Genomic DNA, 25,165 nt, shown 5'->3' with positions numbered 1-25,165 from the left:
GCGTGGCTGCCACGACCCTGACGCAGCTGGGCTCAGGGGAGAAGCAACCCGACGGCTTGACGGGGCTCGACGCGAGGCCCCGGCTACGTGCGGTCCTGCGGGTGCTGGCGACGGTGCTGGCCGGCCTTCTGGTGTGGTTCGCGCTGGTCGCCCCGGACCGGGTCAGCCAGCTCACCCCGCTGGTGTTCGCCCGGATCCCGGTCGAGGGTCTGCTCGTCGTGGCCGTCGCGCTCGTGCTGCCGGACCGTCCACGACGCGTGCTGGCGCTGCTGGGCGGCGCCCTGCTCGGTGTGCTGGCCGTCGTGCGGGTCCTCGACATGGGCTTCTACCTCGCCTTGGGTCGGCCTTTCGACCCGCTCGGCGACTGGGCCTACTTCCCTTCTGCCGCAGGGCTGCTGCGCGAGTCGATCGGGCGAGTCGAGGCAGGCGTCTTCCTGGTCGTCGCCGGCGGCGTGCTGCTCGGCCTGCTGGTGCTGCTGCCGTTGTCGCTGCGGCGGCTGACCGAACTGCTGGCGACCCACCGTCGGGCGTCGGTGCGAGCGCTCGCCCTGGTGGCGGCCGGCTGGCTGGCCGCTACGCTGCTCGGCCTGCAGCTCGTACCGGGTGCTCCGCTGGCCGGCGCCCCGGTCACCGACCTGGCCGTCCGCCACGTGCGCGAGGTCCGTGCCGGACTCCAGGACCAGCAGGCGTTCACCCGTGCCGCGGCCGTCGACCCGTTCCGCAGCACTCCGGCCGCTCAGCTGCTGACCGGCCTGCGCGGCAAGGACGTCATCGTGGCCTTCGTCGAGAGCTATGGCCGGGTCGCCATCGACGGCTCGCCCGCCGCCGCCGGTGTCGAGGCCGGCCTGGACGCCGGCACCCGCGAGCTGCAGGGGGCCGGCTTCGCCGCGCGCAGCGCGTACCTGACCTCGCCGACCTTCGGCGGGATCAGCTGGCTAGCGCACTCCACCCTGCAGTCCGGCCTCTGGGTGGACGACCAGCGGCGCTACAACCAGCTGGTGTCCGGGGATCGACTCACCCTGAGCCAGGCGTTCCAGCGGGCTGGATGGCGCACCGTGGCCGACGTGCCGTCCAACCAGGGGGACTGGCCGCAGGGCCGGTCGTTCTACCACTACGACCAGCTCTACGACGCGGCCAACGTCGGGTACGCCGGGCCCTCGTTCAGCTACGCGGCGATGCCCGACCAGTACACGCTCACCGAGTTCGGCCGGCGCGAGCTCACCGGCACCCACCGAGCGCCGGTGATGGCCGAGATCGACCTGGTGTCCAGCCACACGCCGTGGGCCCCGCTGCCGCGGATGGTCGACCCGGCGGACGTCGGCGACGGGTCGGTGTTCCACGGCATGCCCGAGCAGGGCCAGACGCCGGACGTCGTGTGGCGCGATCCGCGCGCGGTGCGCGCCGCGTACCAGCAGTCGATCCAGTACTCGATGGACGCGCTGGTCTCGTTCGTCACCCACCAGCAGGACCCGAACCTCGTGCTCGTCGTGCTCGGCGACCACCAGCCGGCCACGATCGTGTCCGGCCAGCACGCCGGCCACGACGTCCCGGTCTCGGTCATCGCCCGCGACCCAGCGGTGCTGGACCGGATCTCCGGGTGGGGCTGGCAGCCCGGGCTGCGCCCCGCCGCTGACGCGCCGGTCTGGCGGATGGACGCGTTCCGGGACCGCTTCCTGACCGCTTTCGGCAGCTGAGCGCGCGCGGTCAGCCGCTGCTGACCCACGGCGCGAACGGGTTCTGCACGCCGTGCAGGCTGGCCCTCAGCTGCGGGTGGTGTCGCAGCACGACGGAGCTGAAGTCGTTGTCCCGCACCCAGGCGAAGCCGGCCGGGCTGTAGATCTCGGGGGTGAAGTCCTGGCTCAGGAACCGGTCCGAGTTCAGCCGTCGGGACGCCATCAGGATGAAGATGCGAAACGCCGTGTCGCTAAACGCGAACCCGGTCGGTCGCTGCTCCGCGAACATCCCCACGATGGTGTCCACGCTCTCGATGTCACCTGCGTACACGTCCTGCATGGTGGCGGCCAGGTCCGCGTCGCCGGTGAGCGAGAGGAAGTCCGCGGCCGGCTTGAGGTGAAGCAGACGGCGGAACTCGTTGTACCGCGGGACGCCGAGCTCGCGGGTGCGCAGGATGTCGACCGCTGCCAGGTCGTTGAGCTTTCCGTCCGGGCGCTGGAACTCCTGCAGGAACCGCGGGAAGTTGTTCAGCACGATGGCGCCCGGGTTGGCCGTCCCGAAGCTGTACAGCAGGTCGGTCATCGACACCTGCCCCAGCACGATGCGCGCGGCCGGTCCGGCCAGGTCGCGGAACGTGTAGTCGGCCACCGTCCGGTCGTCGGCCGCGGACCGGATCGCGTAGTCGTCCGGGATCAGCGGGTGCATCCGGTAGACGATCGAGAACTCCTCAGTCAGCGAGTACGGCACCCCGTAGTGGCTCGTCTCCGAACCCGGTATGCCGCTGAGGATCTCGCTGCGGCTGATCCGGCCGAACGTCTTGCTGACCCGCTCGCCGGCCAGCCCGAACCAGTTGGCGCGCAGCCCGGTGACGGTGGTCGGGTGGCTGATGATGGCCGGCGTCCACTCGACGGTGTGGATCTTGGCGATCAGGGCGCAGACCACCAGCCTGGCTCGCTGGAACAGCTCCTCGTCGGACCAGGTCGGGTTGTCCGCCTTCAGCCGGTCGCAGACCGCGTTGTGCTCCAACGTGAACAGCCCGCCCATGGCGGCCAACCCGACCCAGAACCCCGGCACCCGCGTGGGGTCGAGCTGGGGCTCGTCCGGCAGGATCAGCATGCCGTCCGCCGACACGTTGAGCTTTCCGTCGACGCCGGATCGAATGATCCGCTGCTGGTCGAGGTTGCTGCCGTAGATCGACGAGCCGTCCCACCAGGCCGTGTTGATGTTCACGAAGGTGGGCGGGCCGTCGTCCGGGTTCGCGCGGGTCGGGTCGGCCAGGGTCTGCGGCACGAGCATGGGCGGGGCCGGCCACGGGTCCCCGGCCGGCAGCGGGACGTCGAACGTCCGGGTCGCGTCGCCGGGACCGTGCGAGAACCAGTCCTTGACCATGAACTGGATCCAGGTGGCCGCCAGCACGTTCACCGTGGTCGCCGGCTGGAACGTGGTGCGGGTCATCAGCCGGCGGCTGACCACCCGCGGGTTCGGTGTCATCAGCCGATCGCCGGACTCGGCGACCCCGGCCGACAGCGGGACGTTGCGGCCGAACCGGGCGCCGGCCATGCCCATCCGCGGCTCGTCGAGGTCGTTGTGGCTGCCGTCCGCGGTGCGCTGCGTGCGATGCGTGGGGGACGCCGGTTCCAGCGGAGGTAGGTTCTGGGCTGGCGCACCGTTGGTGTCGTACAGGTTCTCCCGCCGCAGCACGTTGCGCAGTCCGACCAGCACCAGCAGCCCCAGCGGTCTGGGCAGCTTGTCCCAGCCCACCTTGTGGTCCAGCCGCTCGCACACCTGGCCGTAGACCCGCCAGCCGAGGCCCGACCGGTACGCGGACGGCTGGGCAAGGGGGTTCGCGGCTGAGCTGCGGGCCATGGCGCTACTCCCGGGTGGCGATGATCGCGAGTGCGGTGTTGGTGGCGGAGATCGCGGTGGTGACGGCCGCCGGTTTGCGGGCGAGGTCGCCGCGGATGCCGGCCAGTGCGGCCGAGACGGTGTCGCTGGCGTGGATCAGCACGGCCAGGCGCACCGCCCGGCGGCGCTGGTCGCCCTTCAGCACCAGCAGCTCCACCCCGATGACCAGGGTCCGGATGCCGAACATGCGGAACGGGTAGTAGCCGGACCGGTCGATGTCCGGATCGGTCCCGAGCCGCCGTAGCAGCAGCTGGGGGGCGAGCAAGCCCAGCGTCCCGTTGACGAGCCGGACCGTCGCGAGTGCCTTCCGGGCCAGAGTCGGGTCCATGGCAGCGGCCCCTTCCCCGGCGGCCTGCAGGTGTGGCCACACTCTCAGCGCCCACACGCACTGTCAACGGTCCCTCAGGCTGCCGGTATCAGCCGATCAGCTGCACGCTCTTCTTTACAACCGGCTGAGGTCCGGAGGATCGTGGGCGCGTTCGGCGGGACGCCGCCCGCAGGGCCGGCGAGAGGAGCACCTCGATGGCCGCAGAGCTGTCCGGAGAGCCCGAGCCGCAGTCGACTGCGCTGATCGACGAGTCCGCGCTGCTCGCCATGAGCAACGCCGAGCTGGACGTGCTGTTCCGGGCCAGCCCGCCCGGCGCGATCCCGGACGGCAACATGCGCGGGACGGTGCTGATCTTTCCCGGCACGGTGCTGGCCAAGCCGATAGCCGTTGGGGCCTACGCGGTTGCCTGGCAGGGCAAGGTGGTCAACGGCCGGCAACGGATGCTGCGTAACAAGATCACCCCGCTGCGGCTGCGGCTGATCGCCGCACGACTGGCGCACGAGCCGAGCTGGGTGGACGGCGAGCAGTGCGTCGTCCTGGACTACTCGCGCACCTCTTTCGTGGCGCGCATGGTCCGGGACGAGATCCGGCTGGTGGCACCTGGCCTGTACCTGGGCGTGGTGTGGACCTGGCACAAACGCGTCGCGTGGTTCACGTTGCGCGGCAACCCCGGTCGTAGCTGAGCCGCAGATGCCGCGGCAGTCGGCGGTCACCGTGCACGCACCCCTGCCGCCTGACGCCGTACCCGCCGTCGTCGAGCTGCTCCGGCAGATCCGCGCCGAAGGTGAGTCGGGCGTCCTGCTCCCGCTTGCGTCGCTGCCGGGCGTGCACTTCGCGCGGGTGTTCGTGCTCGAGCAGGTTGGCGACCCGGACGGCGCGACGATCGCCCCGTCGCTGGTGTACATGAGCGACGTCGACCTCCCGCAGCATCGGCACCTGCAGGACCTGGCGACGGTCGCCGGGCACGGCCTGGACGCGTTGTTCGGACGCAGTCCCGACTACCCGGCCGAGCCGTCCGTCGAAGACCGGGTCGGCTGGCTCAGCGCGCACGCGCTCTCTCCCGCAGCCGTCTACGTGCACACCAGGGGCCGCAGCCTCCAGCAGGTCAGGGACGAGGCCCGGCTGCGCGAGGAGCTCGAGAAGATGACCGACGACGACCTCGGTGCCGGCCGCGATGCGCTCGCCGTGCACGCTCGGCTGCGCGAGCAGGTGCGCTCCCGGCCAGACCTGGCGTGGGCGCTGCACGGCGCCGACCGCAGCGGTGCGCCGACCAGGCTGGTGTCGATCGCCATGGTCGCGGGGCTCGCCGTCCTCGCGATCGTCCTGCTGCCGCTGCTGCTCGCGCTGCTGGTGGTCTTCCTGGTGGCCATCCGCCTGCACGAGCGACGTGACGTCGCCGAGACCGGGGCCGTCGACCCGAAGCACGTGCACGACGTGGAGCAGTACGAGGACTGGGCCACCCAGAACCCGTTCACCGCGATCGGGTTCGTCAAGGCGGGCCTGGTCCGCCGGGTGACGATGCGCGTCGCCCTGGCCGGCCTCGACTTCGCGAACCGGCGGTTCTTCGCCCGCAACACCCTGGCCGGGGTCCGCACGCTGCACTTCGCCCGCTGGGTGCCGCTGGACGACGGCCGCAGGCTGGTCTTCGCGAGCAGCTATGACGGCAGCCAGGAGAGCTACATGAACGACTTCATCGACCGGCTCGCCTGGGGGCTCAACCTGGTGTTCAGCAACGGCGTCGGCTACCCCAGCACCCGCTGGCTGTTGTTCGGTGGTGCGCACGACGAGCTGGCCTTCAAGCGCTACCTGCGCCGCCACCAGGTGCCGACGGTGGTCTGGTTCTCGGCCTACCCGACACTGCATGCCCCGAAGGTGGACGCCAACGCGGCACTGCGCGAGGGCCTGCGGCTCGAGCTCGACCAGCCCCAGGCCGAGCGCTGGGTGGCGTCGCTGTGACCGCCACGGAGGCCGAGTCCTTGGACCTGGAGGACATCCAGGGGCTGCTGGTGCGCGGGTACCCCAACCTGCCGGAGGCGGTGTTCGTGCTGTTCGCCGTGCAGGACCGGCGGGCCGCCGGCAACCTGCTGGCCCGCTGGGCGCAGCAGGTCACCCCGGCGTCGTCCCGGCCGGACGACGTGGCCACTCACCTCGCGCTGACCACCCAGGGGATCCAGGTCCTCGCCGGCTCGGTGAGCGGCTTCTCTCAGCAGTTCACCTCGGGCATGGCCACCGAGTACCGCAGCCGCCTGCTCGGCGACGTGCAGGACGACGACCCGCGCACCTGGAGGTGGGGTGGCCCGGGCACCCCCGAGGTGCACCTCCTGCTGATGCTCTACGCCGCCAGTGCCGCCGGCCTGCAGTCGCTGCGCGACACCGCGGTAGCCCGGGCCCAGGCAGGCGGGCTGGCTGTAGTGGCGCAGCTCGACACGCACACCCTCGGCGAACGCGAACCGTTCGGCTTCCACGACGGAATCTCCCAGCCGGTCGTCGCCGGGTTGCCGCTCGCACAGGGGGCCACGGACGTCGTCCGGGCCGGCGAGTTCGTGCTCGGATACCGCAACGAGTACGGCCAGCGCTCCGAGCGCCCGCTGCTGCCGGCCGAGCAGGACCCGCACCGGCTGCTGCCCCGCGACGCCGACGGCAGCGGCTCGGCGGACCTGGGACGCAACGGGTCCTACCTGGTACTGCGCGAGCTCGAGCAGGACGTCGACGGCTTCCGCGACTACCTGGACCGTGCTACTCGCGACGAAGCCGGTCGCAGCGACCCGAGCGCGGCCGAGCGCCTGGCGGCCAAGATCGTCGGGCGCTGGCCCAGCGGGGCACCACTGGTCCTGGACCCGGACCACGACAACCCCGATCACGGCGACCGCAACGACTTCGGTTACCAGGCAACGGATCCGGACGGGCTGGCCTGCCCGATCGGTGCGCACGTGCGCCGAGCCAACCCCCGGGACAGCCTGGACCCGCGCCCCGGCACCCCTGCGTCCATCCAGATCAACCACCGGCACCGCATCCTGCGCCGCGGACGCGGGTTCCGCTCCGAGGACCCGGACGGCACCGTGCGCACCGGTCTGTACTTCCTGTGCTTCAACGCGAACCTGGCTCGCCAGTTCGAGTTCATCCAGCACAGCTGGCTCGGCGACCCGGGCTTCAACCTGCTCGACGACGCCACCGACCCGCTCGTCGGGGTCCGGCACGGTGGCGGCGCGACCTTCAGCGTGCAGGCGGTCCCGCTGCGACGTCGGTACCGCGACCTGCCCCAGTTCGTGCACGTGCGCGGGGGTTCCTACTTCTTCCTGCCCGGGCTCGGGGCACTGCGCTTCCTGGCCGAGCTGGCCGGGCGTCCGGTCGGGGACCCGCGGTGAACCCCCAGGGCAGGTTCACGTTCTACGTGCTGCGGCCGTTGAGCGACTTCACCTTGTGGCTGTGGCACATCGAGCGGCGCTTCGAGTTCCTGTACCGCAGGTGGTTCGACCGCTGGCTGCGCCCGCCGCTGTTCAGCGCGGCCCAGGGTCTGCAGAACCTGTTCCGGCGCAACGAGCACCTCGAGCTGGCGCAGGAGAAGCTGCTGGACCGCGAGGAGCAGCTGATCCAGGACGTGATCGACGAGATCGCCAAGTTCATGCGCGAGAACTGGCTGCCCGGCGCCGTCCAGCGGTTCGGCAACACCAAGACCTACGGCGTGCTGCGCGCCGAGTTCACTGTGCTGGACGACCTGCCAGAACCGCTGCGGCACGGGCTGTTCGCCGAACCCGGCAGGTATCCCGCCTGGGTGCGGTTCTCCGGGCCCGGCCCCTACGCCCCGCCCGACCTCGAGGACTTCGGCCAGTGCTCGGTGGGGATCAAGGTGATGGGCGTGCCAGGGCCGAAGCTGATGGAGGACGAGCAGGGCACCCAGGACCTGATCCTGGTCACCCCGGCCAGCTTCGTCACCCCGGACATCCGGGAGAACGCGAAGATGCAGCGCTGGGTGCGGGCCAAGGCGCCGTTGGGCTACGCGTTCAACCCGCGGCACTGGCTGCACCTGGTCATGCAGCTGCTCTACTCGCCGATGCACGCGAACCCGCTCGAGGACCAGTACTACAGCAACGTCCCGTTCCTGCTCGGCGAGGGCCAGGCCGTGCAGTACTCGTTGCGCCCCAAGGACCGTAGGCGGTCCCGGATCCCGGTGCATGCGGCGGAGAACTATCTTCGTGATGCGATGGTCCGCACCCTCGACGAGGGGGAGTGGGCGTTCGACTTCATGGTGCAGGTGCAGACCGACTCGCACCGGATGCCACTGGAGAACGCGACCGTGAAGTGGCCCGAGCGTCTCTCGCCGTACGTCCCGGTGGCCGAGCTGCGGCTGGTGCGGCAGCGCTTCGACTCCGACGCCCAGCTGCGCTTCGCCGACGTTCTTCGCTACAACCCGTGGCACAGCCTGGCCGAGCACCGCCCTCTGGGGAGCTCCAACCGGGCCCGCCTGCGGATGTACTGGGAGCTGGCCAAGCTGCGCCAGCGGATGAACGCCGTCGACCACGTCGAGCCGACCGGTCAGGAGACCTTCGAGGACTGAAAGCGCGACCACGGGTGCCGCCGGACCGATCCGAGCGCATACTCCGAGTCATGGGGTACGAGGTCCTGGGCTCAGGAGCGCCGCTGGCCGACCCGCAGTTCGGCACACCGCACCCCACGGACGTGGTGGAGCTCGAACCGGATGCTGCCGCGTCGGAGCCGGTCGCCGGACGACGTCCGCACCGTCGACGCCGTCGACGTCGCCCACCGTCGGCCCGTCAGGTCGCCGCCCTTGCGGTCCTCACCCTCGTCGCCGGTATCGCCCTGGGTTCCGGGTGGGCGACGCATCGCGCCCACCGGGCCCAGCAGGGCGCCGAGGGCCACCGGCTCTCCGTGGTCGCCGTCGCCTCGCTGACGTCGTCGTTCCGCAACGGCGGCCACGGTGTGCTGACCTACGAGGTGCATGTGCGCAACCTCGGTGACCGGCCAGTCGTGGTGGTGACCGGAGGGCGGCCGGAGGGGACGGCGCCGGTGAACCGGACCGTTCTGGTGTCGCCGACCGACACGGACACGGTGCCGGCCGGTCAGCAAGGTGAGTTCATCGCCGTCGTGATGCTGACCTGCGAGCCGGGCTCCTCGATCCGGCCACAGGTCTCGTTGCGGGACACGACGGGCCTGGTGCACGTCGAGCCCTTGCGCGACCGCAACCTGGACCCTCAGCTGGTGGGTGCGCCGGAGGTCTGCAACCACACCAGCGACTGAGGGCTACCGGGTCAGGTCGCGCAGGACGGCTTCGCCGTGCTCGATCACCGGAGCCAGGTCCCCCTGCTGGCCCACGTTCGTGCGGGCGGCCTCGATGACGAGGCGGACGTGTCGGGCCACCACCGCCCGACCCTCGTCGTCCCGGCAGAAGTAGCCGGTCCGGCGGAGCGTGCGCAGCAGGGCCTGCAGCACGCGCGGTTCGTCGCGCCCGTACCGGCGGATCTGGCCGGTGGCGAGCTCGACGAGGTACTCCAGGTCTCGCCCTCGGAGCACCACCCGCAGGGCACCGGAGTCGTCCGGGACCAGCTGGCTGCCCAGCGACCTGGATGCGAGAGCGGTGAGCACCACAGAGATGTGCTCCAGCGCCTGGATGCCGGTGTACGGGTCGTTGACCGCCGGCGACAGCGCCTTGACCGCGACGTCGGCCAGCTGGCGGATGCCGAAGGCGACGTCCTGCTCGGCGGTCCGCTCGAAGCCGATGCGCACGGCGTCCTGCACCGCTCCGGCGACGGCGGCCGGGTCCGGCGTCGGGTCGTCCGCCGTCGGTCGCCAGAGCCAGGCCAGCGGCTCGTCGGCCAGCACGTGCTCGCCGACCATCGGGACGACCGAGACCACGACGCCGGCCGCGCTCGCGGCGCGCACCAGCGAGCTGGGGTGCAGCGTCTGCACGTATCCGGAGCGGTAGGCCCTGACCGGGACCGCCCAGGCGGGCGGCAACGGGATCCCCTCGGTGTACACGTCCTTCGTGGGCAGGTCGTGTTCGATGGCCAGCATCGTGCGGTTCTCGATGGTCACCATGACCTGGTCCACCTGGATCGAGTGCGAGATGTGGTGCACGAAGTAGACCAGCACGATCAGGCTCGCGAACATCAGGGCGATCGCCAGGGTGACCGCCAGCTGCGGGTACTCGTCGGTACGCCGACCGCTGTTGATGCCCACCGTGTACAGCCCCGCCGTGCTGTAGACGAACGTGGCCACAAAGACGCTCAGCACGACCTGGTTCACCCTGTCCTGCAGGAAGTTCCGCAGGATGCGCGGCGAGAACTGGGTGGAGGACAGCTGCAGCGCGACGAGGGTGAGGCCGAGCACCAGCGCGATGACGGTCATCATCGTCCCCGAGATGCCGATCAGCAGGCTACGCGCGTCGTCGGCGGTGCCTTGGAACAGCAGCGGCTCGAGCCAGGACCCCGGCGGGACGTCGATGGAGCTCAGTACCGACCCGGCGGCGAGCGCCAGTACTGCCGCGACCGTGGGGTAGACCCACAACGCGCCCTTGAGGTAGTCCCGGGTTCCGGTCTGGCGCACGTCGACTCCGATCGCAGCCTGTCACACCAGACTGACGGCGCGACGCCGCCCTGTCGATGCGGTCGAGGATGAGCTGGTCCAGGCGTCAGGCCCGCACCCCCTCCTCCGGGACCTTCGGCGTCGCGCTGGTGGGCAGGGTGTGGGTATGCGCGGCGGCGGCCGCCGCCGAGTCGGCGAGCGTGCCGGCCTGGCGCTGGTGACGGCGCACGAGGACGCCCATCAGCACCCCGACGGCACTGAAGGCAGCCATCACCCAGGACGCGGCACCGAGTCCGCTGGCCAGTGCGACGCTGGCGCTCTTGCCGTCCGCGGTGGCGCTCGCCGTGACGCTCGCGTAGATGGTCGCGGCCAGCGCCGTTGCCACCGCGGCGCCGACGTACCGGGCCATGTTCGACACCCCGGACGCCGCGCCGACCTGCTCGGGGGCCACCGCGGCCGTGGACGCCGAGGACGCCGGACCGTTCGAGAGCCCCATCCCGACCGCGATCGCGATCAGCGGCAGCAGGAACGCGCGGTACTTCCAGTCGGCGTCGACGAAGCCGATGGCGACGAAGCCGATGGTGGTGATCAGGAAGCCGAGAACGATCACCTTGCGGCCGCCGGCGCGAGCTGCCAGCTTCGGCACGATCGGTGCGATGACGACCAGACCCGCGGCCGCGGGCAGGGTGGCCACGCCCGCCTGCAAGGGGGAGAAGTTCAGGGCGCTGGGGTCCTGGAAGTACAGGCTCAGCAGGTACATCAGACCGTTGATGGTGCCCGCGCCGATCAGGATGGCGATCGTGGAACCGACCAGGATCCGGTTGCGCAGCAACGCCAGGTCCAGCAGCGGGGCGTCGACCCGCTGCTCCACCATGACGAAGCCGATGGCGGCGGCGACTCCGACCAGGAGGCAGCCGATGGTGGCCGCGGACGCCCAGCCCCAGTCGCTGCCCTTGCTGAGCGCCAGGATCAGCGACGCGAGCGTGAGTGCCACCAGGACGGTGCCGGCGAGGTCGATCGAGCGCGACCTGGTGGGGTCGCGGGACTCCGACACGGTCACGGCGGTCAGCACGATGCACCCGACCGCGATCCCGGCGTCCAGCCAGAACAGGCCCTGCCAGCCGGTCACCTCGACGAGCACCCCGCCCAGGACCGGCCCGAGGGCGGCCCCGACGGCGGAGGCGGCGCCCCACAGCGAGATGGCGCGCAGCTGCGCGTTACCCGAGGTGGCCACCGAGAGCAGGCTCATCCCGCAGGCCAGGATCGTGGCACCGGCCGCACCCTGGATCATCCGCCCGGCGATCACCGTGCCACCGTTGGGGGCCAACGCGATCAACACGCACGAGGCGACGAACAGCAGCAGGCCGAGCTGGAAGATGCGCTTGCGGCCGAACACGTCACCCAGCGCACCGGAGGTGACGATGACGGCGGCGCCGACCAGCGAGTAGCCGGTGACCGCCCATTGCAGCGTGTCCACGGACATCCCGGTGTCCTCGCTGATGGCGGGCAGCAGGATGGTGACGGCGGAGGTGTTCGCGTTGACCACCAACGTGGACAGGCAGGCGGCCGCCAGCACGCCCCCGCCCTTGGCCGCGGTCGCGGCTGCTGTCGACGACGTCGAGGTCATCAGTGCCCGCCCAGCCGAGCCAGGAACAGCGCCTCGACGATGGCCATGTGCTCGATCTCGCTGGGGTGCACGCTCTCGTTCGGTGCGTGGATCAGGCAGGCCGGCTCCTCGACGCCCAGCAGAACGATCTCGGCACCGGGGTAGGTGTCGGCGAACACGTTGCACAGCGGGATGGAGCCGCCCTGGCCCGCCGATGCCATGTCGCGGCCGTAGGCGTCCGACATCGCCGCGGCGAGCGTGGTGTACGCCGGACCGTCGGTGGCGGCGCGGAACGGCTGGCCTTCGGCCTCGGGGGTCACGGTCACCTTGACCCCCCAGGGCGCGGCGTTGGTCAGGTGTGCGACCAAGGCCTGCTGGGCCGCCTTGGCGTCCTGCCCGGGCGGCACCCGCAGGTTCAGCCGAGCGGCGGCCTTCGCCTGGATGGCGGCCGCGGAGCCGACCACCGGTGGGCAGTCGATGCCCAGGACGGTAACGGCCGGCCGCGCCCACACGACGTCCGCGACCATCCCGTCGCCAAGCAGGTCGACGCCGTCCAGCACGCCGGCGTCCTTGCGGAACTGGTCGACGGGGTAGGGGACACCGGTCCAGGTCGCGGTCGCGTCCAGACCGTCGATCGTGGTGTTCCCGCGCTCGTCGCGCAGGCTGGACAGGATGTGTACCAACGCCGCCAGCGCGTCCGGGGCGGGTCCGCCGAACATCCCCGAGTGCACCTCGCCGGCCAGCGCCTGCACCGACACCACGACGTTCGCCAGGCCGCGCAGCGTCGTCGTCACGGTCGGGACGCCGACCTCCGCGTTGCCGGTGTCGGCGACCACGATGACGTCGGCGGCGAAGGTGGCGGGGTTGGCCTCGACGTGCTTCTCGAGCCCGCCGGTGCCCTGCTCCTCGGAGCCTTCGACGACCAGCCGCACCGTGACCGGGAACGGTGCGCCGCCGCCGGGGTCGAGTGCGCGCAGCGTCCGCAGCGCGGTCAGGTGCATGAGGATGTTTCCCTTGCAGTCGGCCGTGCCGCGGCCGTACCAGCGTCCGTCTCGCTCGGTGAGCTCGAATGGCGGTGTCTGCCAGGCGGCGTCGTCCAGCGGTGGCTGGACGTCGTAGTGCGCATAGAGCAGCACCGTTGGCGCGCCGTCCGGACCCTGGACGTGACCCACGACCGCGTCGCTGCCGTCCGGGGTGCGCTCGAGCCGCAGCTGCTCGAGCCCGACCTCGGCGAAGGCGTCCAGCACCCACTGCGCCGCCCGGGCGCACTCGGACGGCGGGTACTGGCGCGCGTCCGCGACGGACGGGATGGCGACCAGCTCGGACAGCTCGGCACGAGCGCGCGGCATCAGCCCGTGCACCGTGCCGCGCACCGCGTCGAGGTCCATTGCCATCAGTTCTTCACCGTGTCGGAGAACGAGAGCGTCGAGACGAACTCGTCGAAGTCGGCGAGCTGCTCGGGGCAGTAGGTCTGGATGATCAGCCGTTGCCCGCCGACGACGATCCGGTCGATCCTGACCGGGCGCATGCCGGGGCCGGCCGCTCCGTTGGACATCGTGACCTTGAGCAGCCCCTGGGTGAGCGCGTCCTGCGGGGAGGCGCAGACGGCGCCGCCGTCCTGACCCAGCACCCGGGCGATGGAGTCGACGTCGGGCGAGGGGTAGCCGGCCTCGTTGATGGCCTCGCCGAGCTGTTGGGCCTTCTGCTGGGCCACGTCGCTCTGCGGGTCGGGCTGGCCGCGGTACTGGGTGAGCATCACGATCATCAGCGCGACGAACAGCAGCCCCACCGTGGTGTAGACGATCCATCGCGAGCGGGGGTTCTGGTCCTGCGGGACGGTGCTCACGACGCACCTCCTTCGGCCGCTGCGGCGGCAGCGTCCGCAGGGTTGCGCCAGCTCGGCTTGCGCAGCTTGTAGAACAGGAAGGGCACGAGCAGGCCGACGATCACCAGGCCGCCACCCACGATGGCGAAGTACACCCAGGGCGAGCCGTCACCGAACTGCGAGGGCGGCACGAAGCCGATCAGCATGGCCGCCATCGACGCGGTGAACCCGACGACGCACAGCAGCCCGATCATTGGGGCCTTGAAGCCGCGCGGGTGGTCCGGCTGGCTGCGTCGCAGCTTCACGGCGGCGACGAACATCAGCAGGTAGACCACGAGGTACACCTGGGTGGTGATGACCGACAGGATCCAGTAGGCGCTCGACACGTCCGGGATGAACGCGTAGAGCAGCGCGATGAACGTGGTGACGATGCCCTGCGCGACCAGGATGTTCTGCTGGATGCCGTGCGCGTTGAGCTTCTGCAGCCATGGCGGCAGGTAGCCTTCCTCGCGCGAGATCAGCAGCAGACCCTTGGATGGCCCGGCGAGCCAGGTGAGCATGCCGCCGAGCGAGGCCATGATCAGCATGAGGCCGAGGATCGGGGTCAGCCACTGCACGCCGAAGTTCGCGAACACCGCGTCGAAGGCCTGCATCACACCGGCGGTCAGGCTGAGCTCGTCCGCCGGCACCACCCAGGAGATCGCCAGCGCCGGCAGGATGAAGATCAGCAGCACCAGCCCGCAGGCCAGGAACATCGCCTTGGGGAACTCCTTGCCCGGGCTCTTCAGGCTGGACACGTGCACCGCGTTCATCTCCATGCCCGAGTAGGACAGGAAGTTGTTCACGATCAGCACCAGGCTGGCCACGCCGGCCCACGGCGGCAGGATGTGCGCGGCATCCATCGGCGCGGCCGACGGGTTGCCCTGGGCCAGGAACACCATGCCGAGGACGACGAGCAGCACGCCCGGGATCAGGGTGCCGATGATCAGCCCGCCGCTGGAGAGCCCGGCGACCGCCTTGGTGCCGCGCGAGGAGATCCACACGCCGGACCAGAAGGTGACCACGATGATGATCGCCGTGTAGAGGCCGTTGGTCGCGAGCTCGGGGTTGATCACGTACGCGAAGGTGCTCGCCACGAACCCCAGCAGGCTGGGGTAGTAGAAGATCGTCATGGCGAACTGGCACCAGACGCCGAGGAACCCCATCGGCTTGGAGATGCCCTCGCTGATCCAGCGGTACACGCCACCGTTCCAGCCCGAGGCGAGCTCGGCCGACACCAGCGACTGGGGGAGCAGGAAGACGATCGCCGGGACGATGTACAGGAACACGCAGGCCAGTCCGTAGACCGCCATCGTCGGTGCGGCCCGCAGGCTGGCCACCGAGCTGGTCGTCATGAAGGCTAGGGCGAGCCAGGAGATGTAGGCGCTCTTGGGGACGGCCCGCGCGGCCGTGCGCTCCCCGGCCGCCGACCGACTGGGCCCCTGCTCCGGCACCGGAACGTCCATCGCGCTCATCGCGCAGCCCCCTTTCGCGCAGCCCCCGGCGGGATTGCGGTCACACGACGCTAGATCGGTGCCGTTCGCGGTGTCCTCACCCATTTCGGGCGAGGGTGCCGAGGAGGCGAAGGCCAGGGGAGGGGTACCGCGCTGTAGCCTGCTGCGTCGAGGAATCGGAGGCGGCCGCGTGTTGCTGGTGCATCGCTCCGAGCGCGCCGACGTGCTCGTCGGACCGCTCGCCGCACTGCTCGGCGTCCCGATGGAAGACCCGTTCATCCCGGACGTGATCGCGGTGCCCACCCGGGGGGTGGAGCGCTGGCTCGCGCAGCGGCTCTCCCACCACCTCGGCGCTGGGCCGGACGGCGAGGCCGGCGTGTGCGCGGCTGTCGACTTCGGTTCGCCCGGCCGCCTCGTCTCCGGTGTGCTGTCCCGGGTGCTCGGGGTGGACCCGGACGACGACCCGTGGCGAGCCGAGGCGCTGAGCTGGCCGTTGCTCGAGGTGATCGACGCCTGCGCGGGCGAGCCGTGGTCCGCGGCGCTGAACCGGCACGTCGGCGCCGACACCCACGACGAGCTGCGCCGCGGACGCCGGCTCGGGGTGGCCCGGCACATCGCGCGGCTGTTCGCCGGCTACGGCGCGCAACGTCCGGCGATGCTGCTCGCTTGGGCCGCGGACCGCGACGAGGACGGCGGCGGGCAGCCGGTGCCGGCGGACCTGGCCTGGCAGCCGCAGCTGTGGCGCCGGGTTCGCGCGCACCTGGGAGTGCCGAGCCCGGCCGAGCGGCTCGACGAGGCGGTCCGACTGCTCGGCGGGTCGGCGGCGGCGGTCGACCTGCCCGCGCGGCTGTCGGTGTTCGGCCCCACCCGGCTGCCCACCGACCAGCTCCTGGTGCTGCACGCGCTGAGCCGGCATCGCGACGTCCACCTGTGGCTGGCACATCCCTCGCCTGCGTTGTGGCAGAAGGTCTCCGCGACGTCGTCACCGTCGCCGATGTCGCCGCGCCGGGGACGGCCCGTCGTCGCAGCGCACCCGATGCTCGGTTCGATGGCCCGCGACGCCACCGAGCTCCAGCTGCGGCTGACGGCGCTCGGCGTCGACCAGGACGTCATGTTCGCCGGACCCCCACCGCCGGCCAGCCTGCTCGGCGCGCTGCAGCGGAGCCTGCGGGACGACACCGCCACGGACCCGAACCAGGTGCCGCCCGCCGTCGCAGCAGCCGACCGCAGCGTCCAGGTGCACGCGTGCCACGGGCGCTCGCGGCAGGTCGAGGTGTTGCGCGAGGTCCTGGTCGGGATGTTCGCCGACGATCCCACGTTGGAACCGCGCGACGTCGTCGTGATGTGCCCGGACGTCGAGGCGTACGCCCCGCTGGTGGGCGCGACCTTCGGGCTCGCGCCCGACGTGGACCAACCGTCGACGCCGGTGCACCCAGGGCACCTGCTGCGGGTGCGCCTGGCAGATCGCTCGCTGCGGCAGACGAACCCGGTGCTGTCACTGATCGCGAGTCTGCTGAGCCTGGCCGACGGGCGGGTGAGCGCGTCCGAGGTGCTGGACCTGGCGGCCACCGCACCGGTGCGACGCCGGTTCGGCTTCGCCGACGACGATCTGGCGCAGATCCGCCGGTGGTCGGTGGCCGCCGGGGTGCACTGGGGCGAGGATCTTGCGCGCCGGGCCCGGTTCGGTCTGCCCGAGCTGCGCCAGGGGACCTGGGACACCGCGTTGGACCGGATCCTGCTCGGGGTCGCGATGGCCGACGAGCACGAGCGGTTCGTCGGGCCGGCGATCCCGTTGGACGACGTGGACAGCACGGACATCGAGCTCGCCGGCCGGCTGGCGGAGCTCGTCGAGCGGGTCACCGCGGTCCTCGCCGCGTTGGACGGCGCGCAGCCGGTCGGGGCCTGGCTGGACCACCTGGACGCGGCGATCGACCTGCTCGCGGACACCGCCGTCGCCGACGGCTGGCAGGTCGTTCAGGCGCGCCGGGTGCTGGCCCAGGCCCGGCAGTCGACGCAAGGTCGCGACCTGCTCCCGATCCGGCTGCCGGACGTGCGTTCGCTGCTTGCCGACCGGCTGGCCGGACGACCAAGCCGGTCGGGCTTTCGCACCGGCGCGCTGACCGTCTGCTCGCTGGAACCCATGCGCGCCGTTCCGCACCGGGTGGTGTGCCTGCTGGGCCTGGACGACGGCACGTTCCCGCGCGGCACGTCGTCCGACGGTGACGACCTGCTGCTGCGTGACCCGTGGGTCGGCGAGCGGGATCGCCGCGGTGAAGACCGACAGCTCTTCCTCGACGCGGTCTCCGCGGCCGGCGAGCACCTGGTGGTGCTGTACTCCGGGGCCGACGAGCGCACCGGCGCCGCCCGCCCACCGGCGGTTCCGGTCAGCGAGCTGCTCGACGCCCTGGACGGCGTGGCCACCGGTCCGGGCGGTGGCAGCCTGCGTGACCACGTCGTCGTCCGGCATCCGTTGCAGACGGTGGACGAGCGCAACTTCACCGCTGGGGCGCTGGGTCGCCGGGGACCGTTCAGCTTCGACGCCACCGGGTACCGCGCCGCGATTGCCGGAAGGGGCGAGCGGGCCGGCCGGGTCGAGTTCCTCAGCCGCCCCCTGCCCAAGCTGGCCCGCCCGGACGAGGTGGACCTCGACGACCTGGTCCGGATGCTCGAGCACCCGGTGAAGTGGTTCGCCCGGCAGCGGTTGCAGCTCTCGGTGGTCACCGACGAGGACGAGGTGGACGACCGGCTGCCGCTGCAGCTGGACGGACTGCAGTCGTGGGGGATCGGCGACCGGCTGCTGACCGCTCGGCTGGCCGGGGTCGACCCGGGCCTGGCCCTCGCAGCGGAGTGGCGACGCGGGCAAGTACCTCCCAAGGAGCTCGGCCGAGCCACGCTGCAGGACGTCGCGGGCCGGGTCGAGCCCATCGCGCAGGCGGCCCGCCGCTACGCGGTCGGGGCGCCGCGGGTGGTCGACGTCCGAGCCGACCTGCCGTCCGGCGTCGTGGTCAACGGCTCGGTGCCCGAGGTGCACGACGACCTCGTGGTCCGCACGGTGTACTCGCGGCTGGGGGCCAAGCATCGGCTCCGGGCGTGGGTCCAGCTCCTCGCGCTGGTGGCCTCCGAGCCGGACGTCCCGTGGCGGGCGGTCACCATCGGGCGCGCGCCGACCCGGGTACCGAGTGCGGCGGTAGTCGCGATCCGGACGCCGAGCGCGCCGTGGGCGGTGCAGCGCCTGGAGGACCTGGTTCGGTTGCGGGACAGGGCGATCCGCGAGCCGCTGCCGATGCCCGTCGACACGGCGCACGCCTATGCCCGCAGCCGGCACGGCGGGGACGCAGAGGTTCAGGCGCTGGAGAGCGCCCGGCACACCTGGCAGGACGGCTTCGAGGCGGACGACGAGTACCACGTGCTGTGCTGGGGCGAGCAGGCCTCGCTGGGCGACCTGCTCGGGACGCCGGACGCGACCGAGCAGGCGTGGTGGCCGCAGGACAGCAGCCGCCTCGGCGTGCTGGCCCGTCGGGTCTGGGACCCGCTGCTGGACCACGAGTCGACGGTGACCCCGTGAGCTCGCCGCTGACCGCGCCGTCCGCCGTCTTCGACCTGTTCGGCGAGCTGCCGACCGGTACGACGGTGCTGGAGGCCAGCGCCGGCACCGGCAAGACGTTCACGATCGCGGCCTTGGCCGTCCGCTACGTCGCCGAGGGCGTCGCCGAGCTGTCCGAGCTGCTGCTGGTCACCTTCGGTCGGGCCGCGACGTCCGAGCTGCGGGACCGGGTGCGCGAACGGCTGGTGTCGGCGGAACGGGCACTGCGCCGTCCTGACGCCCGCGACAGCGTGGACGAGCTGGTCCGGCACCTGGCCGACGTGGACGACGACGAGCTCGCCGCGCGCCGCCGCCGGCTCACCACCGCGTTGTCCGGCTTCGACGCGGCGACCATCGCGACGACGCACGGCTTCTGCCAGCAGATGCTCAGCTCGCTCGGGGCGAGCGCAGACGTCGACCCGGACGCAGTGCTGGTGCCGGACATCGACGACCTGCTCGACGAGGTCGTCGACGACGTCTACCTGCAGCGCTACGCCGCGGAGCCGGCACCGATGCTGACCGTCAACGACGCCCGCCGCGTCGCCCGTGCTGCGGTCGGCGACCCACAGGCCGGGCTCGAACCGACCCGCGCCCCCGCCGGGTCGCTGCCCGGACACCGCTTCGCGTTCGCCCGGCAGGTGGTCGCCGAGGTCGAGCACCGCAAACGGGCGCGCCGACTGCTCGACTACGACGACCTGCTCGTCCTGCTGCGCGACGCCCTGGTCGACCCGCAGACCGGTTCCGCTGCGGCGCAACGGGTCCGGGACCGCTACCAGGTCGTGCTGGTGGACGAGTTCCAGGACACCGACCCGGTGCAGTGGCAGATCCTGCGGGCTGCGTTCCACGGACACCGCACGCTGGTGCTCATCGGTGACCCGAAGCAGGCGATCTACGCGTTCCGCGGCGGGGACGTGGTGACCTATCTCGCCGCCCGGCGCGACGCGGACGCCACCGCGACCCTCGACCGCAGCTGGCGCAGCGACGAGCCGCTGCTGCAGGCGTTGGACCACCTGATGGGCGGCGCCGCGCTGGGTGACCCGGCGATCGTCGTGCACGGCGTGCGGGCCGCGCGCGAGGGGCGCGAGCTGGACGGCGGCGCGCCGCTGCGGTTGCGGCAGGTCACCCGAGAACCCTTCGGCCTCAAGGGAAGCCGGACGCCGCCGGTCGGCGACGTCCGGCTGCTGATCGCGGCGGACGTCGCGGCGGACGTCGTGCGGCAGCTCGAGCAGACCAGGTTGCTCGACCGGGGCACCTGGCGCGCGCTGCGTCCGGGTGACATCGCGGTGCTGGCACAACGCAACGCCGACGCCGGCACGGTTCGCGCCGCCCTGGTCGAGGCCGGCGTGCCAGCGGTGGTGTCCGGCCTGTCCAGCGTCTTCGGCTCGGCCGCCGCGAAGGACTGGCTGACCTTGCTGACCGCGTTGGAGCAGCCCGGTCACAGCGGCCGCGCCGCCGCCGTGGCGCTCACCCCGTTCGTCGGCTGGGACGCCGCCCGGCTGGCCTCGGCGAGTGCCGCCGAGCGGGACGAGCTGTCCGACCGGGTGCGCGGCTGGGCGCAGGTGCTGACCGGCCGGGGTGTCGCCGCGCTGCTCGAGGCGGCCACTGCGGAGGGCCTGGCCGAGCGCCTGATGGCCACGTCCAGCGGCGAGCGCCGGCTGACCGACCTGCGACACGTCGGGCAGTCCCTGCACCTGGCGGTCGTGCAGGACCAGTTCGGGGTCGCGGCGCTGACCGACTGGCTGCGCCGTCGGGTCGCCGATGCGGGCGAGGACTACGCCGAGGACCGCAGCCGCCGGCTCGAGACGGACGCCGAGGCCGTCCAGGTGGTGACGGTGCACGCCAGCAAGGGCCTAGAGTTCCCCGTGGTGTACGTCCCGTTCGGCTGGGACCGCTTCGAGCCGGCCACCCCGGACACCCTGCGCTTCCACGACGATCTCGGGCAGCGGCTGCTGCACCTGGGCGGCAGCGACGACGCGGACTACGACGCGGCTCGCGAGCGGCACTTCGCCGAGGCCCGCGGCGAGGACCTGCGCCTGCTGTACGTCGCGCTGACCCGGGCCCGGTCGCAGGTGGTCGCCTGGTGGGCGCCGTCCCGGAACTCGGCCAGCGGGCCGCTCGGGCGGATGCTGCTCGGCGACTGGTCGGCCGGTCAGCAACCGCCGCCGCGGGTCTCGGTCCCGGTCGACGCCACGGTGACCGCGTCGCTGGCCCGCTTCGCCGAGCGCGTCGGCGACCTGGTCGCCGTGGAGCAGGTCGACGTCCGGCCCACGCTCCGACGCTGGTCGGCGCCAGCCGCCCGCCCCCCGGACCTGTCGGTGGGCACGCTCCGCCGCCGGCTGGACGTGACCTGGCGCCGGACGTCGTACTCCGGGCTCACCGCGGCGGCCCATGAGCTGGCGCGGCCCGACGTCAGCAGCGAGCCGGAAGTGACTGGCGTGCAGGACGAGGTGGACGTCCCGCCCGCCGAGGCGGCCGCCGCCGTCGCGCCGTCCGGCGAGACCGGTCACCTGGTCCCGCTGATGGCCGCGCTGCCCGGAGGTGCGGCGTTCGGGACGCTGGTGCACGAGGTCCTGGAACGGGTCGACCCGATGGCCGCGGACCTGGACGCGGAGCTGCTCAGCCGGTGCCAGGAGGCAGGCACCTCGCGGGTACCCGGAGTCGACCCGGAGGAGCTCGCTCGCAGCCTGGCACCGGTTCTCGCGACACCGTTGGGTGACCTGGCCGCAGGTATGACGCTCAGCGACATCCCGGTCGGCGACCGGCTCGCCGAGCTCGACTTCGAGCTGCCGCTGGCCGGCGGAGACACGCCGTCCGGCAACGCTTGCACGCTCGACCAGGTCGCCGCCCTGATCAACCGTCACGTCCCGTCCGACGACCCGTTCGCGTCGTACGGCGCGCGGCTGATCGCCGCCGGCCTCGGCCAGGGACTGCTGCGCGGCTACCTGACCGGCAGCCTGGACGCCGTGCTGCGGGTTCGAGCCGCCGACGGCTCGCCGCGATACCTGGTGGTGGACTACAAGACCAACAGGTTGGCACCCGTCGACGAGCAGCTGACCACCTGGCACTACCGCCCTCAGGTGATGGCCGAGGCCATGATGGCGGCGCACTACCCGCTCCAGCTGCTGCTGTACTCCGTTGCGCTGCACCGGTTCCTGAGGTGGCGGCAGCCTGGCTACGACCCGGACCAGCAGCTCGGGGGAGCGCTGTACCTGTTCGTGCGAGGGATGTGCGGTCCGCGGACACCGGTGGTCGACGGCACGCCCTGCGGAGTGCTGTCGTGGCGGCCGCCGACCGCACTGGTGGTCGAGCTGTCGTCGCTGCTGGACGGCGGTGCGCGGTGAGCGCCGAGACGTTCGGCCCGCGGATCGCGTTGCGAGCCGGCCCGATGCTGTCGGTGTTCAACGCCGCCCAGCTGGTGTCCGCCGCCGACGTGCACGTCGCCCAGCGCCTGGGTCGGCTGGCCGGTGAGAACGACGAGCGGGTGCTGCTCGCGGTCGCGTTGGCGGTGCGGGGTGCGCGCAGCGGGTCGGTGTGCATCGACCTCGACGACCTGGAGGCGCTGGCCGCGCCGGAGGTGGAGGATGCCGAGCCGGTGCAGGACCTGCCCTGGCCCGAACCGGCTCAGTGGCGCGCCGCCGTCGAGGCGAGCCCGCTGGTCGCGGTCGGCGTCGCGGGCGCCGAGGAACGCCCGGTTCGTTGGGTGGGTGGACGGCTCTACCTCGACCGCTACTGGCGCCACGAACAGACCGTCCGGGCAGCGGTGGACGACCGGCTCGCCGCGGGCATAGAGCCCGTCGAGCCCGCCCGGGTGGCAGCAGCCGTGCACCGGGTGCTGCCCGGCGACGCCGCTCGCCAGCGGCTGGCCGCCGCCACCGCCGCACTCAGCCGGCTGACGGTGCTCACCGGCGGGCCCGGCACCGGCAAGACGACCACCGTGGCACGGCTGCTCGCCGTCCTGCACGACGTTGCGGGGCCCGGTCTTCGCGTCGCGCTGGCCGCACCGACCGGCAAGGCGGCCGCCCGCCTGCAGGAGGCGGTCCGCGCCGAGGTGGCGAGGCTGCCCGACGAGGACGACCGCGTCCGGGTGGGCACCCCCACCGCGACGACGCTGCACCGGCTGCTCGGCTGGCGGCCCGGGTCGTCCACCAGGTTCCGGCACGACCGCGACCACCACCTGCCGTACGACGTCGTCGTGGTCGACGAGACGTCGATGGTGTCGCTGCCGCTGATGGCTCGACTGCTCGAAGCCCTTGCCCCGCAGGCCCGGCTGGTGCTGGTCGGGGATCCAGACCAGCTGGCCTCGGTGGAGGTCGGCGCGGTGCTCGGCGACCTGGTCGCGTTGCCGCCCACGGCGGACCTGCTGCCCGCGGCCCTGACGGCGACCGTCCCGGACGACGTCCCGGACGACTCGTCGGCCCGCACCGCGCTGCGCAACGGGGTCGTCCGGCTGGAGGTCGTGCACCGGCACGGCGAGGACATCGGCCGGCTCGCCAGAGCGGTGCGGTCGGGGGACGCCGACGAGGTCCTGGCGGTGCTGCGCGCCGGCTCCGCCGCGGTGACGTTCGCCGAGACTGCCCAGGAGCGGCCGAGCGAGGCCGACGTCACAGCGGTGCGCGAAGCCGCCCAGCAGGCCGGGGTCGCCCTCGTCACCGCCGCCCGGTCGGGGGACGTCGGGCAGGCACTGCAAGCGCTCGACGCGCACCGCCTGCTGCTGGCGCACCGCCGAGGAGCGGTGGGCGTCGCGCACTGGGCCGGGAAGGTGCAGGCCTGGGTGGGCGTCGCCCTGGGCGAGCCATCGGGTGGAGGGATGGGTCCCGGTGGGTCGGCGGCAACCTGGTTCGCCGGCCAGCCTTTGCTGGTCACCAAGAACGACCGGGACACCGGGCTGTTCAACGGGGATACCGGGGTGGTCGTGGCGGACGGCGACAGCGGGCTGGTCGCAGCCTTCGGCGACCCCCAGCGGCCGCTTCTCGTTCGGCCGCACCGACTCCCGGCCACCGAGGTGGTCTACGCAATGACGGTGCACCGAGGTCAGGGCAGCCAGTTCGCGCACGTCTCCCTGCTGCTGCCAGGGCCGTCGTCGTTGCTGCTGACCCGCGAGCTCTTCTACACCGCGGTGACCCGCGCCCGTGAGCACGTCCACGTCGTCGGCACCGAGGCCGCCGTCCGGGCCGCCGTCGGCCGACCGGTCCGTCGGGCCAGCGGGCTGCGCCGACCCTTGTCATAGTCCGGCAGGAATCAACGAAACCGTTCCGCGGGTGGGCGAACCGGACTATCGTCCGCGCCATGGACGGTTCCTCGTGAACTCCTTCGTCGCGGACCTGATCGGTGCCGCGGTCACCCTGCTGCTGCTGGGACTCTTCGGCGTCCTGGGCGGCGACGATCCGTGGAAGCTGGGCAAGCGCAGACGGCCGGGCAGTTCGGAGGCCGGCACCAAGAAGTCCAGCGCACCCATCAGGGCGCTGATGATGGGCCACGACGGGCGCCTGTCCACCAGCAAGGCCACGGCGTTCGCCTGGACGATCGCGGTCGTGTACGCGCTGGCCACCCTGTCCGTCATCGCCATCGTGGACGACAAGCCGTTCGGCGACAGCCTCGACCAGCTGGCCGACAGCTACCTCCTGCTGCTCGGCGGGCCGTTCGCGGCCCTGGTGCTGGCCAAGGGCATCACCGTCACCAGGATCAACAACGGCACGCTGTCCAAGCCGCCGGCCGTGGACCCGACGTTCTCGGTCAAGGACCTGGCCACCAACGACGCCGGCCAGAGCGACCTGGTCGACTTCCAGTTCCTGATGTTCAACGCCGTCGCGCTCGCCTACGTGGTCGTGCGGTTCAGCATCTCGCCGCACGGGGGGCTACCGGACCTGCCCACCGCCTTCGCGGGGTTGACCAGCATCTCGGCGTTGACCTACACGGCGAACAAGGCGGTGTCCGGGGCGACGCCGACGGTCACGTCCGCCTCGTTCGACCCGGTGAAGCGTATCCTCACCGTGAGCGGGCTGAACCTCGGCGGGGCGGCTGCGACCGTGCGCCTCGACGACACGGTGGTGGACCTGCTGGACTCGACCGGCTCGCAGGTCCGTTTCGCGGTTCCCGCCGACACCACCGCGGGTGCGCACGTCGTCAAGGTGTCGGCGCTGTCCGGCACCACGACTGTGACCGCAGAGGCGAACGTCGACATCCCCGCTGCCGCCCCAGCATGATCGTGTTC

At 72.1% G+C, this 25,165-nt stretch carries 17 protein-coding genes; 10 read left to right on the top strand and 7 right to left on the bottom strand.

Features of this window, described 5'->3' with window-relative positions; all coding sequences use genetic code 11:
* Positions 1 to 2: 2 nt before the first annotated feature.
* The gene (locus ACPPVT_RS16145) at positions 3 to 1,694 is read left to right on the top strand and encodes a hypothetical protein (protein ID WP_426561989.1); all 1,692 of its coding nucleotides are present in this window, start codon (positions 3 to 5) and stop codon (positions 1,692 to 1,694) included.
* A 10-nt stretch (positions 1,695 to 1,704) separates the two neighbouring features.
* Here the strand turns inward: ACPPVT_RS16145 and ACPPVT_RS16140 are convergent, their stop codons facing one another.
* Together ACPPVT_RS16140 and ACPPVT_RS16135 are read right to left on the bottom strand one after the other, a co-directional pair.
* Positions 1,705 to 3,540 carry a peroxidase family protein gene (locus tag ACPPVT_RS16140; RefSeq protein ID WP_426561987.1) on the bottom strand — a complete coding sequence of 612 codons (1,836 nt, stop codon included), beginning with the start codon at positions 3,538 to 3,540 and terminating at the stop codon, positions 1,705 to 1,707.
* 4 nt (positions 3,541 to 3,544) lie between these two features.
* The gene (locus ACPPVT_RS16135) at positions 3,545 to 3,907 is read right to left on the bottom strand and encodes a hypothetical protein (RefSeq protein ID WP_426561985.1); all 363 of its coding nucleotides are present in this window, start codon (positions 3,905 to 3,907) and stop codon (positions 3,545 to 3,547) included.
* Between the two features lie 194 nt (positions 3,908 to 4,101).
* Here ACPPVT_RS16135 and ACPPVT_RS16130 point away from each other — a divergent pair, with 194 nt between their 5' ends.
* From ACPPVT_RS16130 to ACPPVT_RS16110, 5 genes are read left to right on the top strand one after another with little or no spacing between them, the layout of a single operon-like run.
* Positions 4,102 to 4,590, top strand: coding sequence for a hypothetical protein (locus ACPPVT_RS16130; protein ID WP_426561983.1), 489 nt, complete (start codon positions 4,102 to 4,104; stop codon positions 4,588 to 4,590).
* Positions 4,591 to 4,597: 7 nt separating this feature from the next.
* Complete coding sequence (locus ACPPVT_RS16125; RefSeq protein WP_426561982.1) at positions 4,598 to 5,863, top strand: hypothetical protein; 1,266 nt, start codon at positions 4,598 to 4,600, stop codon at positions 5,861 to 5,863.
* Entirely contained in the window at positions 5,860 to 7,272 is a 1,413-nt protein-coding gene (locus ACPPVT_RS16120; RefSeq protein ID WP_426561980.1) for a Dyp-type peroxidase, read from the top strand. Before ACPPVT_RS16125 ends, ACPPVT_RS16120 begins: the two co-directional genes overlap by 4 nt.
* Positions 7,269 to 8,462: a catalase family protein gene (locus ACPPVT_RS16115; RefSeq protein WP_426561978.1), complete on the top strand. Its 1,194-nt coding sequence runs from the start codon at positions 7,269 to 7,271 to the stop codon at positions 8,460 to 8,462. The genes ACPPVT_RS16120 and ACPPVT_RS16115 overlap by 4 nt, the downstream gene beginning before the upstream one ends.
* A 50-nt stretch (positions 8,463 to 8,512) precedes the next feature.
* Complete coding sequence (locus ACPPVT_RS16110; RefSeq protein ID WP_426561976.1) at positions 8,513 to 9,163, top strand: hypothetical protein; 651 nt, start codon at positions 8,513 to 8,515, stop codon at positions 9,161 to 9,163.
* A 3-nt stretch (positions 9,164 to 9,166) separates the two neighbouring features.
* Here the strand turns inward: ACPPVT_RS16110 and ACPPVT_RS16105 are convergent, their stop codons facing one another.
* The 5 genes from ACPPVT_RS16105 to ACPPVT_RS16085 all read right to left on the bottom strand — a co-directional run bounded on the left by ACPPVT_RS16105 (position 9,167) and on the right by ACPPVT_RS16085 (position 15,392).
* A complete protein-coding gene (locus tag ACPPVT_RS16105) occupies positions 9,167 to 10,468 on the bottom strand; it encodes a DUF2254 domain-containing protein (RefSeq protein WP_426561974.1) in 1,302 nt (433 codons plus the stop codon).
* Positions 10,469 to 10,553: 85 nt separating this feature from the next.
* A complete protein-coding gene (locus ACPPVT_RS16100; RefSeq protein ID WP_426561972.1) occupies positions 10,554 to 12,074 on the bottom strand; it encodes an MFS transporter in 1,521 nt (506 codons plus the stop codon).
* Positions 12,074 to 13,441 carry a dipeptidase gene (locus tag ACPPVT_RS16095; protein WP_426567182.1) on the bottom strand — a complete coding sequence of 456 codons (1,368 nt, stop codon included), beginning with the start codon at positions 13,439 to 13,441 and terminating at the stop codon, positions 12,074 to 12,076. The genes ACPPVT_RS16100 and ACPPVT_RS16095 overlap by 1 nt, the downstream gene beginning before the upstream one ends.
* A gap of 5 nt (positions 13,442 to 13,446) precedes the next feature.
* The gene (locus ACPPVT_RS16090) at positions 13,447 to 13,899 is read right to left on the bottom strand and encodes a hypothetical protein (RefSeq protein ID WP_426561970.1); all 453 of its coding nucleotides are present in this window, start codon (positions 13,897 to 13,899) and stop codon (positions 13,447 to 13,449) included.
* On the bottom strand, positions 13,896 to 15,392 hold the full coding sequence (locus ACPPVT_RS16085) for an APC family permease (RefSeq protein WP_426561968.1): 1,497 nt from the start codon (positions 15,390 to 15,392) through the stop codon (positions 13,896 to 13,898). The genes ACPPVT_RS16090 and ACPPVT_RS16085 overlap by 4 nt, the downstream gene beginning before the upstream one ends.
* Before the next feature lie 169 nt (positions 15,393 to 15,561).
* Here ACPPVT_RS16085 and recC point away from each other — a divergent pair, with 169 nt between their 5' ends.
* The 4 genes from recC to ACPPVT_RS16065 all read left to right on the top strand — a co-directional run bounded on the left by recC (position 15,562) and on the right by ACPPVT_RS16065 (position 25,157).
* The gene (gene recC, locus ACPPVT_RS16080; protein WP_426561966.1) at positions 15,562 to 18,936 is read left to right on the top strand and encodes an exodeoxyribonuclease V subunit gamma; all 3,375 of its coding nucleotides are present in this window, start codon (positions 15,562 to 15,564) and stop codon (positions 18,934 to 18,936) included.
* On the top strand, positions 18,933 to 22,295 hold the full coding sequence (locus ACPPVT_RS16075) for a UvrD-helicase domain-containing protein (protein ID WP_426561964.1): 3,363 nt from the start codon (positions 18,933 to 18,935) through the stop codon (positions 22,293 to 22,295). The genes recC and ACPPVT_RS16075 overlap by 4 nt, the downstream gene beginning before the upstream one ends.
* Positions 22,292 to 24,181, top strand: a complete 1,890-nt coding sequence (gene recD / locus ACPPVT_RS16070; protein WP_426561962.1) for an exodeoxyribonuclease V subunit alpha — start codon at positions 22,292 to 22,294, stop codon at positions 24,179 to 24,181. Before ACPPVT_RS16075 ends, recD begins: the two co-directional genes overlap by 4 nt.
* A 73-nt stretch (positions 24,182 to 24,254) precedes the next feature.
* Positions 24,255 to 25,157, top strand: a complete 903-nt coding sequence (locus ACPPVT_RS16065) for a hypothetical protein (RefSeq protein WP_426561960.1) — start codon at positions 24,255 to 24,257, stop codon at positions 25,155 to 25,157.
* The last annotated feature ends 8 nt before the right edge of the window (positions 25,158 to 25,165 follow it).

It is taken from the genome of Angustibacter sp. McL0619, assembly GCF_049994355.1.
GTDB lineage: Bacteria > Actinomycetota > Actinomycetes > Actinomycetales > Angustibacteraceae > Angustibacter.
Note: the sequence above shows the minus strand (reverse complement) of the source record. Positions and strands in the feature narration are given on the sequence as shown.